This is a genomic window from Microseira wollei NIES-4236 (assembly GCF_020521235.1).
In the GTDB taxonomy this organism is placed as follows: Bacteria; Cyanobacteriota; Cyanobacteriia; order Cyanobacteriales; family Aerosakkonemataceae; genus Microseira; species Microseira wollei.
Map to the genome: position 1 here is coordinate 62,176 of NZ_BLAY01000018.1, position 14,554 is coordinate 76,729.

15 protein-coding genes and 2 pseudogenes are annotated in these 14,554 nt (G+C 45.6%); 14 read left to right on the forward strand and 3 right to left on the reverse strand.

Features of this window, described 5'->3' with window-relative positions:
• Positions 1–33: 33 nt before the first annotated feature.
• Both MiSe_RS08105 and MiSe_RS08110 read left to right on the forward strand, forming a co-directional pair.
• Entirely contained in the window at positions 34–462 is a 429-nt protein-coding gene (locus tag MiSe_RS08105) for an ArsC/Spx/MgsR family protein (RefSeq protein WP_226577212.1), read from the forward strand.
• An 11-nt stretch (positions 463–473) separates the two neighbouring features.
• Positions 474–830: a hypothetical protein gene (locus tag MiSe_RS08110; protein WP_226577214.1), complete on the forward strand. Its 357-nt coding sequence runs from the start codon at positions 474–476 to the stop codon at positions 828–830.
• Between the two features lie 122 nt (positions 831–952).
• Here MiSe_RS08110 and MiSe_RS08115 read toward each other — a convergent pair whose 3' ends face one another.
• Entirely contained in the window at positions 953–2,296 is a 1,344-nt protein-coding gene (locus MiSe_RS08115) for a DUF3370 domain-containing protein (RefSeq protein ID WP_226577252.1), read from the reverse strand.
• Positions 2,297–2,794: 498 nt separating this feature from the next.
• On the opposite strand from MiSe_RS08115, the gene MiSe_RS08120 reads away from it, so the two are divergent.
• From MiSe_RS08120 to MiSe_RS08155, 9 genes and pseudogenes are all read left to right on the forward strand, one after another.
• Positions 2,795–3,430, forward strand: coding sequence for a site-2 protease family protein (locus MiSe_RS08120; protein WP_226577217.1), 636 nt, complete (start codon positions 2,795–2,797; stop codon positions 3,428–3,430).
• A gap of 155 nt (positions 3,431–3,585) precedes the next feature.
• A complete protein-coding gene (locus MiSe_RS52580) occupies positions 3,586–3,690 on the forward strand; it encodes a tetratricopeptide repeat protein (RefSeq protein ID WP_226577255.1) in 105 nt (34 codons plus the stop codon).
• Between the two features lie 12 nt (positions 3,691–3,702).
• Positions 3,703–3,843 (forward strand): annotated as a pseudogene (locus tag MiSe_RS52585) (tetratricopeptide repeat protein); the annotation flags it as partial.
• Positions 3,844–3,972: 129 nt separating this feature from the next.
• Positions 3,973–4,260, forward strand: coding sequence for a tetratricopeptide repeat protein (locus MiSe_RS08135; protein ID WP_226577220.1), 288 nt, complete (start codon positions 3,973–3,975; stop codon positions 4,258–4,260).
• Positions 4,257–4,442, forward strand: coding sequence for a hypothetical protein (locus MiSe_RS08140; RefSeq protein WP_226577223.1), 186 nt, complete (start codon positions 4,257–4,259; stop codon positions 4,440–4,442). The genes MiSe_RS08135 and MiSe_RS08140 overlap by 4 nt, the downstream gene beginning before the upstream one ends.
• Positions 4,418–4,552: a tetratricopeptide repeat protein gene (locus MiSe_RS08145; protein WP_264196381.1), complete on the forward strand. Its 135-nt coding sequence runs from the start codon at positions 4,418–4,420 to the stop codon at positions 4,550–4,552. The genes MiSe_RS08140 and MiSe_RS08145 overlap by 25 nt, the downstream gene beginning before the upstream one ends.
• A 39-nt stretch (positions 4,553–4,591) precedes the next feature.
• A complete protein-coding gene (locus MiSe_RS08150; protein WP_226577226.1) occupies positions 4,592–4,990 on the forward strand; it encodes a tetratricopeptide repeat protein in 399 nt (132 codons plus the stop codon).
• Complete coding sequence (locus tag MiSe_RS53715; RefSeq protein ID WP_444980472.1) at positions 4,942–5,064, forward strand: hypothetical protein; 123 nt, start codon at positions 4,942–4,944, stop codon at positions 5,062–5,064. The genes MiSe_RS08150 and MiSe_RS53715 overlap by 49 nt, the downstream gene beginning before the upstream one ends.
• A 259-nt stretch (positions 5,065–5,323) precedes the next feature.
• Positions 5,324–8,590 carry a CHASE4 domain-containing protein gene (locus MiSe_RS08155; protein ID WP_226577228.1) on the forward strand — a complete coding sequence of 1,089 codons (3,267 nt, stop codon included), beginning with the start codon at positions 5,324–5,326 and terminating at the stop codon, positions 8,588–8,590.
• Between the two features lie 271 nt (positions 8,591–8,861).
• Here the strand turns inward: MiSe_RS08155 and MiSe_RS08160 are convergent, their stop codons facing one another.
• Both MiSe_RS08160 and MiSe_RS08165 read right to left on the reverse strand, forming a co-directional pair.
• A complete protein-coding gene (locus tag MiSe_RS08160) occupies positions 8,862–9,746 on the reverse strand; it encodes a M48 family metallopeptidase (protein ID WP_226577231.1) in 885 nt (294 codons plus the stop codon).
• 337 nt (positions 9,747–10,083) lie between these two features.
• Positions 10,084–10,848, reverse strand: a complete 765-nt coding sequence (locus MiSe_RS08165; protein WP_226577234.1) for a hypothetical protein — start codon at positions 10,846–10,848, stop codon at positions 10,084–10,086.
• 90 nt (positions 10,849–10,938) lie between these two features.
• On the opposite strand from MiSe_RS08165, the gene MiSe_RS08170 reads away from it, so the two are divergent.
• The 3 genes and pseudogenes from MiSe_RS08170 to MiSe_RS08180 all read left to right on the forward strand — a co-directional run.
• Positions 10,939–11,835: an NmrA/HSCARG family protein gene (locus tag MiSe_RS08170; RefSeq protein ID WP_226577236.1), complete on the forward strand. Its 897-nt coding sequence runs from the start codon at positions 10,939–10,941 to the stop codon at positions 11,833–11,835.
• 113 nt (positions 11,836–11,948) lie between these two features.
• A pseudogene (locus MiSe_RS53720) lies at positions 11,949–12,182 on the forward strand (endonuclease domain-containing protein); the annotation flags it as partial.
• 532 nt (positions 12,183–12,714) lie between these two features.
• Positions 12,715–14,554: tetratricopeptide repeat protein (locus MiSe_RS08180; protein ID WP_226577243.1), on the forward strand; the 1,840-nt coding region annotated here is incomplete at its 3' end.

Consider the following 14,554-nt stretch of genomic DNA (forward strand, 5'->3'; position numbering starts at 1 on the left):
GCGATCAATTAGCAATTAGCATCAAAACCAACCATGAAGAATGTAATTTTTTACGAAAAACCTGGCTGCATTAACAATACCAAGCAAAAAGCCATGCTGGTAGCGGCGGGACACGAAGTTATCGCTCGAAATCTCCTGAAAACGCCTTGGACAGCAGAAACGCTGCGTCCGTTTTTTGGGGAATTACCCGTTAGCGAATGGTTTAACTATAGCGCCCCTCGCATTAAATCGGGAGAAATTATTCCAACCGAATTAGACGAGTCAACCGCTTTAGAATTTATGCTCGCAGATCCGCTTTTAATTCGGCGTCCTTTAATGCAAGTGGAGGAGGTTTTAATGGTAGGATTTAATCTAGAAAAAGTAGAGGCACAGATTGGGTTACGTCCAATCGATAACAAACCTCAAGATATCGAAACCTGTCCCCGCAGTCACGCAACAACCCCTTGTAAGTCCCCCATCTAAAAGTTAGCATCATGAATAATCCTTCCTTACCAGCAGATGATTTACCGCCGCCCAATCTAGACCTCAAAGATAGTTTAATGCGTTGGAACTTGGAACAGTCGCTCGCCAATTATTTTTTCCAAGCTTGCAACCAGCGGCAGCAAGCATTACTATCGACTTGTCAGTGGTATATTACCACTGGAAAAACGCCCACTTTGGTGATAGAATGCCCCGATGAAATCACGAATTGGCGCGTATTGAAATCGTTGGTAAAACTGGGCGGCGTCCTCAAGAAATTGGCAAGAAATGCCAAAATTAGAGTTGAACCGCCGCCTGGTATGGGAACAGCTTTTGAAATGCGGGTGGATGAATTATTTGTTTATAAATAACTCAAGTTGCTAGTTATCTCTCTCCTGGCAGCTAATGGCTAATCGCTAATGGCTAATATTAGGAAAAATGCTATATTAGCAATTAGCAATTAGCAATTAGCAATTAGCAATTAGCAATTAGCTTATTCCAAAGTTCGCACGCTTAATACTTGCGGGGGTGTAGCATCGGGGGGATAGAAGAAATTCACCGTGACGATGCGGCGATCTCTTGCAGGCATCCTCAGCGTTACCAAGGGTTCCCCTTGCTGTCCTTGGCGTTGCACTAGGTGAAAGTAACGCACCTGGGGTTGTCTGTTATCGTCTCGGTAGGAAACGCGCACCGTACCCCGAAAGAAAACCCGTCCTTGGGGGGGTTCGACAAAAAATAAGCGCTCGCGTGCATACTCTTGTTTAAACGGTGTTTGGATCGATATCGTCACCGTTTGCGGATTGCCGGTATTGTTAACTAAAGGCAAGATGGCGCGGTAATGCACCCCATAGTTACCGTGACCGTTGATGGCAGTATCGGCATAGCGCACCGCCATCGGCGCACTTTGCACCTGGTTAGTTCCCAAGGTTATCCGCGTCACCGTATTGATCGGATAGGAAATACCCCTTCCCCGTTGCGGAATGCTCAGCTTATCCTCTCCCGGTCGATCTGTAATGCGAGCATACCATTCCGAACCGATGGAAACCCCCGCCACGCGTCCAAACACCTTTTCTTCCCCTTCAATTCCCAGTTTGCTCGGATCCGTAGGCGTGCGATCGCGCGGTTCTGCTAATCTGCCAGTTACTAATAAATTTTGCCACTCTTCCAACAACGGCGCGCGAAAACGTTCCCGCGGATTGGCAAGCGCGTACATCGCCAAATTCGCCATATAAACCGGCGCCGAAGCTTGCAGTCTCATGTAGGTGGTGCGACCGCTCCCAGGTAATATAGGCAAGTTAAATAACATCCGACTCTGTTGCGGTGGAATTTCGATTTTTGTAGGAAATTCGGGTTCCCGCACATTTCGCAACACCTCATTCATCACTCGCGATCCGGGACCAGAATAAACCCTGCCATCGGGATTTTCCACGATTGACGGCAACTGGACAAACGGCGCATCGGGATTTGTGGCGTGACTCGCCGCTTGCAGAATTTCTAGAGTTACGGGTTCGTTATTGGGATTGTAAACCAATGCGCCTTGATACAGCGTCCGTCCTTGTCTCGAGGATCTGACAATGTGATGGGAAAAAAAGTCGAACCGTCCTACTAGCGGTTTGTTCAAGTGTGCGGCGGGAACTTGTTTCCCCTCACCAGGAAAGGTGGAAAGTAGAATTCCTTCGGTTTGCACCACTTCCGGACTGTTGCTATTGAACACCAAAACTCGATCGAGTTCTCCCGGTAAGGGACGAATTTCTTGGATTTGGGTCACAAAGCGGCGTTCGAGTACTGCTGGTTCTGCAATTTGCGCCAAAACAGAATTTGCCAATAAAAACCACATTGCCAAAGGACGAGTATTCGCAACAATTTGTTACAATACCATGTCCGTAGCAATTTTTTACACTCTTGTGCAGGTGTGCAGGCGTGCAGGTGGGATATTGAGAGAAATTTGACCAAAGATGATCGTTTCCACCCTACCATTGATATCCTGTCCGGTGGCATCAGTATCGTAAAAAGTGAGGGGACTTTGAGGACAAGGAAGACAACGAAGACAAGGAGAACAAGGAAGAGGGGTTTTTAAACAGTTGCTTACACCATAGTTTTACACAACCAATGTCACCCGCTCCTGAAGCTCACCTGCTCACCTGCTCACCTGCACCTGAAGCTCACCCGCTCCTCTGCTAAATTAAAGTCACCTGTTCCCCTGCGGTCAGTTCCCATGTGGTTAGTTGCAGTTTTTATCTGTCTTGGATCGCTCGTATCCTTGTGCCTCCACGAGTTCGGTCATGCAGTCGTCGCCTATTGAAGTGGAGATACTTCGGTTAAGGATAAAGGTTATTTGACTTTAAACCCGCTCAAATATACCGCTCCGGGATTAAGTTTAATGTTGCCGCTTTTTTTCCTCCTGATTGGGGGAATTGCGCTGCCGGGTGGCGCGGTTTATATTAATCAGAATCGGTTGGGCGATCGCCAATGGAAAAGTGCCGTCTCTGCTGCAGGTCCATGCGCCAATATGATTGTCGTTTTGCTGCTGTCGCTGCTTTTCCGAGTTGGGCAAAACTGGGATATTTCCAGTTGGATTTTCCCCAGTTTAGCTGGGAGCGTTGTTTTGAATATCTACGTGGTTCTGATTAATTTATTGCCCATTCCTTCCCTGGATGGTTATGGCATTATCGAACCTTGGTTACCACCCCATCTCCAACGGCAATTTAACCAGTTTGGCAAATATGGAATTTGGTTTTTGATTGGACTGCTTTGGTTTGTTCGTCCGTTTAATCAATTGCTCTGGAATATTACTGACACTGTCAGCGATTTTCTGGTAATTCCGACAAGGTTAGCTTTTCTAGGCGAGCGAATTTTTAGCCGATATTCGTTGTATATCGTCCTAGTGTTACTCGCACTATTATGGATATTCAGAGAGCGGAAAAGCGAACTTTATCGCCGAGGTAGTCAGTTAATTAACGCAAGTTGCTAGTTACATCAAGCGGTACTGGTAATGGCTAATCGCTAATGGCTAATGGGTAGTTGTCAAGAAGGCAAAAGCCTGTTAACCCAATTAGCAATTAGCAATTAGCAATTAGCAAGCTCGCAATTACCGCTGTCACAAGTTATAACTAGCAACTTGGGTTAATTAGTCATGGGAAATATCCAGAGGCAATTGCTGCTTTTGATAAAGCAATTCAAATCGAACCCAACTACGCAGAAGCTTGGTATTGGCGGGGGTATGCCTTTTGACAATCGGGAAAATATCAAGACTCGCTTCGCTCCTACGACAAAGCCATAGAAATCAAAGCAGACTATCCGGAAGCTTGGCAGGATAAAGGCGCCGTATTGAGGAGTTTACACCGCCATGAAGAGGCAAGTGCTTGTTATGAAAAAGCGATATAACTTCAGCCATACTTTCCGCTAGCTTGGCATAATAGAGGACTCGCTTTACACGATTTACAGCGCTATGAAGCAGCGAACGCTTCCTAGGATAAAGCAATTGAACTGCAATCAAACTATGGAGAAGCTTGGATGAACCGAGGGAATGCTTTAGCTTTATTGCACCGCGATGAAGCAGCAATAGAAGCTGATCATAAAGTCGGGCAAATTCAACCGGAATCTGCCGCTGGGATACAGCAAGTTAAAATGCTGCAAAAATTCCAGCGCTATGCAGAAACTCTCGCCGTCTACGATAAAAGATTGAAACTCAAACCAGAAGATCCAGATGCTTGGTATCGTCGCGGTTTAATTTTAGCCAAATTACAGCGGCAGAAGCATTACAATCTTATGAAACCGCGATCTCTTGTTACGATCGATTGATTAAACGCCATCCAAACAATCCACAAAATTATTATGACCGAGGCGCAATGCTAGAAAAATTACAGCGACAAACTGAAGCAGAATATTATGAAAACGCGATCGCCGCCAGCCACAAGCAGCTAAAATATGGTATCAAAAAGGCTGTTTGCTGGAAAAAATGCAACGGGATGAAGCAGCAATAGCTGCTTATGAAAAAGTTACTTCCATCCAGCCTGATTTTTATCAAGCTTGGTATAACCAAGGAATAATTTTGACAAAAATGCACGAAGACAATCAAGCTATTTATGCCTAGGACAAAACCCTAGAGACAATACCGGATAACAGCAGCGGGTTGATTGGGGGAAAAACATTAGCCGAGTGGCAGAGGTACGAGGCAGCAAGAGAATCATACGATAGAGCGATCGCCCTCTATCCTGAATTTTATGGATTTTGGTTATATATAGGTAATGCAGTTTATTACTTGGAAAAATATGAAGAAGCGATCGCGTTTTACGACAAAGGGATTCAACTCAAAGAAGACTGTACCAGTGCGGGGATCAACAGGGGAATCGCGATGATGAAATTAGAACGATACGAAGCAGCGAACGCTTGCTGTGAAAAAGCGATTCAAATCGAGTCTAATTGTCCTGATGCTTGGTATAACCAACTTGTTATGCACTGTGTGGTGAACCCTCTAGAGCGATTAAAAGCCTCCAGCAGGCACGGGTCCTCGACACAGAAGAGCGATTGAGAGAACTTGCCAAAACCGATGCAGACTTGGAAGCAATTCGAGAGCATCCGCTGTTGCAGAATTTGCTCAATTGAGGAGGACAGGACTTACGCAGGACAAACCTATCACCTTTGTTTCTGCGCAGAGAAACCCGGAATATGCGCGTAAGACCTCAGGAAAATGGGGGAGATGGAAAAGACTAGGTTTCTTACCCATGCTAAAACCCCTGCCTATAAGATAGACTGCATTACTATCTTCAGAGTGCATTGTTACCAGACCGAGAAACATCAGGACATCTGTAGCGATCGTTTAGCTACTCCTAGCGTTACCCGTGGCATCGGGAAGTAAATTACTATGGCGCTATTTAAAACAAAAAGTCTGTCTAAACCAGTAGGCAAAAAACAAAATCGGTTAGAAAATCAACATACACCCGCTACAGGGAAGTCGCTGACGCTGAGGCAGAAAGCCATCTTGGTCGTTGGGACAACCCTCGTGGGTCTGCTTGGGGTGCTGTATGCAACTTCGTCAGCGCTCTTGCTGAGCAACATTAAAGTTGCCGAAGAAGAAAACACGCGTCAAGCGGTTGAAAGCGTCTTAAGTATCTTTGCTCAAACAAAACAAGATTTTAGCGCCCGTTTTCCCGACTGGTCAGCTTGGGATGAAACTTATAGCTTTATCAAGCAAGGCAAGCCCAGCAATTATATCGAGTCGAACTTAACCGAACAAGCGCTTGCCAGCATGAAAGTCAATTTGGTGGTGTATATTAATTCTGCCGGGGAACTCGTCTACGGAACGGGGCTGGATATTAGACGCCAGAAAAAAATACGCGTACCCGCGGCGGTGAGAAAGCACATCGCTAAGGGCAGTTTGCTGTTACGTTCTGCCAATAAACGAGAGATTTTAACAGGAATCTTGTTGCTTGATTCTGGCCCAATGCTGGTCACATCCCAACCTATTCTTACGAGTAGGGGCAGCGGGCCAATGGGCGGTACTTTGATATTTGGGCGCTATTTAGACACCGCCAAAATTCAGAAATTGGCTAGTCGCTACCGCCTCACCTGGCAAGATATGAATGCAGCCAAACTACCGCCTGACTTTTTAGCAGCGCGTTCTTACTTGCTGGGGGAGGAGCAAAATAGCAGAAAAGATGCCCAATGTCTAATGTTCAATGCTTCATGCCCGATATTCGTTGATCCGCTCAACGAAGAAGCGATCGCAGGATACACCATCATTAACGACATATACGGGAAGCCAGCACTGCTGCTGCGGGTGGAAACAGCGAGAGAAATTTATCGGCAAGGCATCGCCAACTTGCGCTATCTGTTCGCTTCTTTAGCAATTGTAGGATTGGTATTTGGAGCGCTCGCTACTTTACTAACAGAAAAATTGCTCGCTAGCCAGCGTCAGCGAACAGAAAGCGAAGTCCGCTATCGCGCTGTCATCGCCCAAGCAACAGACGGAATCTTCTTAATAGATGCCCGCAGCAAACGCTTAATAGATGCCAACGCCGCCCTGGAAAAACTACTAGGTTACACGCTTAAAGAAATCTTGCAACTAACGCTTTACGATCTCCTCCTAGAAGAGCCGGAAAAAATCGACCGCACTCTGCAAAACCTAACAGCAGGGCAACATTTTACCGGCGAACAACAATACCGCCGTCGAGATGGCAGCATCGTGCAAGTTGAAGTCAAAGCCAACCAAATTGCTGACCCCGAAACAGAAATTTTATGCGTAGTCCTGCGCGACATTAGCGCCCGCAAGCAGGCAGAAAACGCAATGCTGCGTCAAGCACAAAAAGATCAGGCAGTAAATCGAGTCGTTCAATCCCTCCGCAACTCTCTGGAATTGAACACAATTTTTTCCACAGCAGTGTCAGAAATTGGCAGGCTTTTAAAAGTGGATCGGGCGACGATTATAGAATATTTTCCAGAGCAAAAACTGTGGCGGTGCGTAGGAGAATATCGGCAAAAACCCGACCTGCCTATTGGTCTGGGGTTGGAAATTCCCTATCGTAATAATTGGGTAACCCAGCGCCTCAAGCAACTAGAAATTATTCCCATTGATGATATCAGCCAGATAGAAGACGAAACGGTCAAAAACCTGGCTCAAATTTATCCCGGAGCTTGGTTAATTATCCCGTTGCGGGTTGACTCTTACAGCAGTTACGACACCCTATCAATTCCTGTTTGGGGGACGCTGAATTTGTTGCGACACTCAGCCCCCACCCCCTGGGAAGATTGGGAAGTCGAGTTAGCTAGCGCCATCGCCGATCAACTTGCGATCGCCATCCAACAATCGAAACTGTATCAACAAATTCAACAACTCAACGCCGATCTAGAAAACCAAGTCATCGAACGCACCGCCGAACTAGAACGATCCCTCAGCTACGAAGCCACCCTCAAACGCATTACCGACAAAGTCCGCGATTCTTTGGATGAATCTCAAATATTGCAAACCGCCGTGCAAGCGGTGGCAATCAGTTTGGGCGTTTACTCGTGCGATGCTGCATTATACGACCTGGAGCGCAGAACGTCAACAATTTGCTACGAATATATTTGCCCAGAAATTCCATCAGCAAAAGGGCTAACCTTGCAGATCGATGATTGGCCCGATATTTACGAGCAACTGTTGCAGGGACATTACGTTCAATACTGCTTCTGTGCCCTACCCGCTGCGTTACTTCGCAGTAGCAAGCTGGAGTTTACCATTTTGAGCTGTCCTTTAGTGGACGATCGGGGCATCTTGGGGGATATGTGGTTGTTTAAACCCCGCACAGAGTATTTTAGCGACCTAGAGATTCGACTGGTGCAGCAAGTGGCAAATCAGTGCGCGATCGCCATTCGTCAAGCTCGCCTTTACCAAGCCACCCAAGCGCAAGTAGAAGAACTAGAAAAGCTAAATCGTCTCAAAGATGACTTTTTGAGTACGGTTTCCCACGAATTACGCACCCCCATGTCCAACATCAAAATGGCTACTCAGATGTTAGAAATTGTTTTAAAACAAGCGGGTGCATTAGACACAGATTCGACAAAAGTACCGAGATACTTCAAAATATTGCACGAAGAATGTCAGCGAGAAACCAATTTAATTAACGATTTATTAGACTTGTCCCGCCTCGATGCTGGGGCTGAATCTTTAGTTTTATCCAGCATCGACCCCAAAATAGCGATTCTTCACATTGCCGAACTATTTGTAGAACGCATCCACAGTCAACAACAACAACTAGAAATTGACTTTCCCGCCCAACTTCCTCATATAACAACTGACCTATCGAAGCTAGAACGCATTATCACCGAACTGTTGAACAACGCATGTAAGTACACCCCAGCCGGAGAAAAAATTACTATATCAGCACGAGTTAAAGAGTCTGAAAAAACCATAAGCGAAAATCCAGAAAAACTTTTGTTCAGCGTCAAAAATTCGGGAGTTGAAATTCCCCCTAGCGAAATTAGCCGCATTTTTGAAAAATTTTACCGAATTCCGAACAGTAACCCTTGGAAACATGGCGGGACAGGTTTGGGGTTAGCCCTCGTGCAAAAACTCGTCACTTATCTGCACGGATCGATTCGAGTTGAGAGTGCAAATAACGAGATTTGTTTCACCGTTGAATTACCTCTTTGATCTGCAAACCGGAATCAAGACCTGTTATTTCACCAACGGCAGCAGCTATAAACCATACCACATAAGGCTTTTTGCAGGTTCAGCCTTTTTTGCTTTAGCGGCGATTGCTGTGAGAATTGCGTCATATCATGTCCGTTGAATTGCCCATAATAAAAAAACCTCACAGAGTCGTTGCGTAGGGACACGGCATCATAGATATCTCCCACAAACAGATAAAGTTAATCATGCCGTGTCCCGGCTTCTGATTATGGGTAATCGACCGGATATGATATCAGTCCCGATCATTTTGACCCAAACGGCGGTGTATGTCATCGACAGAGGAAATTGTTGGTTGGGAATTGATCCGCAGGGAATGTTTGTCCTCAGCCAACTCATAAGTGAGTGGTTGCGTGCGTTCGATCTGAGTTAGACCTTCCTGCCGCAAAGTTTCTGGGGGATATTTCGCCTTCAACGCTTCCAAAGCTGCCAAGCGATCGCTTATCGATGGGTGAGTTTCGCTTGCCATCGTGCCACCAGGCATTTTTTCCAGCAGTTTGAACCCTCGCGATCCTGCTTCTGGATCAAACCCAGCGCGAACAGAATACAAGTATCCAATTTGATCGGCCTCCAACTCATAAGCCCGAAGTTGTTCTATAATCTTTTGGCGTAGAGCCTCGATTCTTCGAGCCGCTTCTGCCTGATTCTTAGAAGAGGAGAGAATTTCCCGCAATTTGGAGTTAGCGTCCTGTTCTAGCGCGTACACTCTGTTATAGTGATCTTTGACGTAATGTCCAATTTCATGAGCAATGATAAAAGCCAGTGCGGAAGTATCTCCTTCAGTGATATCTAAAAGCCCTTGATAGAGTACAATTAGGTAGGCAGTATTGGCAGTCGCATTCACAGAATAGTCTTGTGACAAAATGATTCGCAAGTAAGGACTATCGACTTTGTTAGCCCTGATTAATCGTTCGGTAATCCGATAGATTACGTAAAAATTATTGGGTAGTTTAGCTTCAGCGACTTGATACCAACTAGCCGAGGTCGATCTTACAGCTACTTGGGTAGTAGAGGATTGGTTTTCTGCTGCTAAGAGAGGAGAAACAAAACCTATAGGGACTATGAGTGCTGCAACAGAGGCAATTATAGTTGCATATTTATTTAGAGAACTTAACATCATAATATAGCTCCTTGACCGCGAATTTAAGTCATATTCGGTCTGTTTTGCTTTTGGTTTTCTTGCTTTTATCCTAGTTGGATACAGACCCTATCTCTCCTATCTGTGTCCTACCTTAAAAACTGGTTGCTAAACAACTGAATGTAAGTTTGACATTGGTAATAATAAACTTGTGTAGTTATTTTGTTAGCAGTATGCAGCAGAGTGGGTGATGGAATAGTTCGTTATGCTACCCCAGATCCCACCCTACTGATAAGGTGCAAAATTTGACCGCCTAACTAGCGGCCCGATCGCCCTGTCAGTCAAAGCTTTAATAATTAAAGGTGCCAAAATCTATTGCTTAAGAGTTGGTGCGATCGCCTCCCCACAACCCACGAATCAATTTATTAGTTAATTCCTCACCAAACATCCGCACCGCCATCTGATTTCCCGGATCGCGTTCCGCACTGGTACGGCGCAAAAATAAATCCCGTTTTGCCAAAGAATCCCGTGTATCTTCTGGCACTGGTTCGGCTTCATTTACCCAAATTAGCCAGCGATCGAGCATTTCATTTGCTACTGTGCGAATCAGTGCCAAATTATCCTCTGTAACTGGACAGGTGTAGCATGGATTGATCGGCGATCGAAACAGGCGCATGTAAACACCTTTGCTCGTAAATAATGACAAATTTGGATTAGCCTGTAGCGTCAGATATGTCTGATTAACTGGTTCATAGTAGCGATCCAGGTATTCCAAATCGGTCAAAAGATCCGTTCTGGGAATGTAATCGATGTAGAAGAAAAGATTCGGCATCATGCCAAACTCAAACGCCAGATGGGGAACGCGGATATGGGGTTTCAACCAAGTAGTTAGACGCATGGCGCTGAAGTTTCGTTCGGGGTTGCGAAGCCAAGAATGCACCAACCAGTCAATTTCATTCCCAGATAAAGTTTTGAGCGATCCTTTTACAGTGCCATCAGCATTACTATATTCGTGTAAATCTTTTGTACCAGGATCTGGATGCAACTCAAAACGGGCGTCTACTTTCTGACGCAGTTCGTTGGTAATCGCCCAAAGTTGTTCAAACACAGGTGTATTATTTGCATCCGGTTGCTGCTGAATCATGGGTTGCCTCTACCTCCAGATATAGATATTTTATTTCAAAATCAAGTTTAATACGAATAAGAACCGAGCATTTTAGATGGCTGGGAAAACATGGATAAAATTCTCCTCATCGGCGTCACGGGTGGCACGGGTGGAAATGCAGTCAAGGGATTTCTAGAACAGGGAGTCAGTAACCTGCGCGCCATCACTCGCAAAATTGACCTCAACCGTCCTTCCCTATCCAAGATAAATGATGCAGGCGTCGAATTGGTTGAAGCTAACTTAGATGATCGGGAATCTCTTGTAGCAGCTTTTACAGGGATTTCCCATGTTTACTGTCACGCCACCGCTGGCGATTCATCCAAACCTGACCCTTTAGAAGTGGAGAGAGCAAAGCGAATTGCACAAGTTGCAAAACTTGCCGAAATTAAGCATTTTGTGTATAACTCCGCAGGTGGTGCAGACAGAAATTCTGGCATCGGTCATATTGAGCAAAAATATAAGATAGAGCAGATTTTAAAACAAGCTGGCTTACCCACAACTATGTTACGTGCCTGCTTATTTATGGAGGAATTTTGGAAGAAATACACGCGACCTTCTATTCTTAAGGGGAGTTTTCCTTTCTCTGTGCCACCTAATAAACCCTTACATTTGATTACAACAAAAGACATGGGTCGCGTTGCTGCTTATGTTATAAAACATCCCGACAAATATATCGGCAAAGAAATCGAACTCGCTGGCGATGTACTGACGCCAAAGCAGATGGCAGAGGTATTTTCCCAAGTGCAGGGAATACCTGTTATCCACAAAGAAGTACCCGCCTGGATTTTCTTACTTCTGTTCCGCAAGTCACTGTTTGATTTGATTGGGTGGTATCGCAATAAGGGTTATCAAGCTGATGTTAAGCAATTAAGGGAAGAGGAATTTCCTGGAATTTTGACGACCTTTAGGGAATTTCTAGAAGAGACTAATTGGGCGAATAAGGAACTGACTTACGAGAGTTTGTAAAGGTGGCGATCGCTTGCGCGAGTGCGTCAGCAAGTATCGCGCTTTTTTCGAGTGTTATGGTAGTACTGTCCAATCACCCCGTAATTGAGGGGTTTAGTGGGTTACTTACTGCTATGGCATCCGCAAATTTAATTGATACGTGTTTTCACTTACCGTACAATCCGCAACTTGTGGAAAGGGCAAAAGAACTGCGGAAAAACATGACACCGGCAGAAAAAAAGCTCTGGAATAATTACTTGAGAAGATTTCAATTTCGGGTTTTAAGGCAAAGACCGATTGATAATTTCATTGTTGACTTTTATTGTGCCAATTTGAAGTTAGTCATTGAGATTGATGGAGAGAAACATCCAGATTTGTCAAGACGCCTTGCAGCGGCGAAAGAAAATCCTGCCTTGCCCTCGCAACAGCCGGAAGATTACGGCGAAGCGGTATTAATTGAAGACATCAAATCGGCAGCCGCCGACCCGAAAATTAAAGCAGCAATTGAAGAATTGGCGGCTAAGGTAGAAGAAGCGGCGCAGGTAAATCCTAACTTGGAGAAGGCAATTCAAGAGTTAACTGAAAAGGTGAAACCGCAAGCAACTACAATTGAGAATTGGCAAGGAATAAATATTAAAGGCGTCAGGAATACTATCAATCATCCTAAATTTGAATTCGGCAGCAAATAAGGATAATTAAATACCTTTTGCCTACCTACACAACCGCCAGGGAATAAATTCCAAGGGCTTTTAGCTTAAGTCCACTTAAGTGGAATGAATATTAATTATCCATTCGATTAAAATGGACTTTCGCTATTAGCCCGGAAATTGATTTCCGGGCGGGTCGAAAGCGAAGCGAAGGGTTTGAATTATTCAAAAAATATATCAATCCGCAGACAATATGAATAACGAAAATTGGCAAGGCATCAACATCAAAGGCGGAAATAATACAATCAACAACCCGCAATTCATTCTTCCGCCCAAACCCATCACTCCCCCAAAATCCATCCCCTACCAAGGCACACCCCACTTCGTCGGACGGCAGCGGGAACTCGCAACGCTGCATCAAACCTGGCAAAACTCCCATCGCGTCGCCATCTCAGCCGTTGCCGGGATGGGGGGAGTTGGCAAAACCGAACTGGCGATTAAATATGCGCGGGAACATCAAGACGATTACCCTGGTGGGATTTGCTGGCTATCTGCCAGAGACGCGAATCTGGCTGCACAGATTTTGCAGTTTGCCCTGCTATCCCTGAAACTGGAAGTGCCGCAGCAGGATTGGCGCGGAAATCCGCTGACTCTCGCCCAACAGGTAGCCTGGTGCTGGCAACAGTGGCAACCCCCACAAGGGCGGGTGTTGGTGGTGTTGGATGATGTCACCGATTGGAAACAATGTCGCGGCATGTTGCCAACGGATAACCGCTTCTGCGTCTTGATGACGACGCGGCTGCGACGGCTATATACTAATTTTGTCGAACTTCCCCTGGATGTGCTGTCGGAAGCAGAGGCTTTGCAATTGTTGACGGCGATATTGGGGGAAAACGATCGGCGGCTTGTAGGGGGGCTTGTGGGGTGGGCGTCTCGCCCGCCAAGGGGAGAAAAGGGCAGGCAAGATGCCTACCCCACAAGTCCAACAGATGAAAAGGGCAGGCAAGATGCCTACCCCACAAGTCCAGAAGATGCCTACCCTACAGATGCAAAAGAGTTGTGCAACTGGCTGGGATATCTGCCCTTGGGTTTGGAATTGGTGGCGCGATATTTGGTGGAAGACCCCGATTTGTCGTTGGCAGTTTTGTTGCAGCGCTTGCAAGCGCAGTCATTGCAAGATGAGGCAATCGACGTTTCACAAGACGATTTGGATGCGACTGAAATGATTGCAAGGCGAGGGGTAAAAGCGGCTTTTGAATTAAGCTGGAAAGAACTCGAAAAGCAGACGCAGCGGGTGGGTGAGTTGTTGAGTTTGTTTGCACCAGATGCGTTTGCTTGGGAATGGGTAGAGTCGGCAAGTGAGTCGCTAAATTGGGCAAAGTCAGAGGTGAATGCGGCGAAAAAGCAACTACATAAGCGACATTTAATTGAGCGAGTAGAAGAGAGAGAAGCTTGCTACAAAATTCATCCTCTAATTCGGGAGTTTCTGCAATTAAATTTGGATGAGTCAGAACAGGCAGATAATGTTAGACAAGCTTTTGTCCCAGTGTTTGTGGAAATTGCCAAGACAATTCCCGATTCTCCCACTATTGATTTAATCGAATCGCTGAAATTCGCGATTCCCCATTTAGAAGAAGTTGCCGAAAATCTGACCAATGCGTTGAATGATGAAGATTTAATTTCGCCTTTTTGCGGTTTAGGCAGATTCTATGAAGGTCAGGGTTCATATTCGCTAGCAGAACCTTGGTGTCGGCAGTGTTTATCAGCAGTGAAAACCCGCTTAGGGGATGACCATCACTATGTTGCCACCAGTTTGAATAATCTGGCAGGACTCTACAATTCTCAAGTCCGCTACAGCGAAGCGGAACCTTTGTATTTGCAAGCTTTACAATTGAGAAAAAGACTGCTGGGAGAAGACCATCCGGATGTTGCCCTCAGTTTGAATAATCTGGCAGGACTCTACAATTCTCAAGTCCGCTACAGCGAAGCGGAACCTTTGTATTTGCAAGCTTTACAATTGAGAAAAAGACTGCTGGGAGAAGACCATCCGGATGTTGCCCTCAGTTTGAATAATCTGGCAGGACTCTACAATT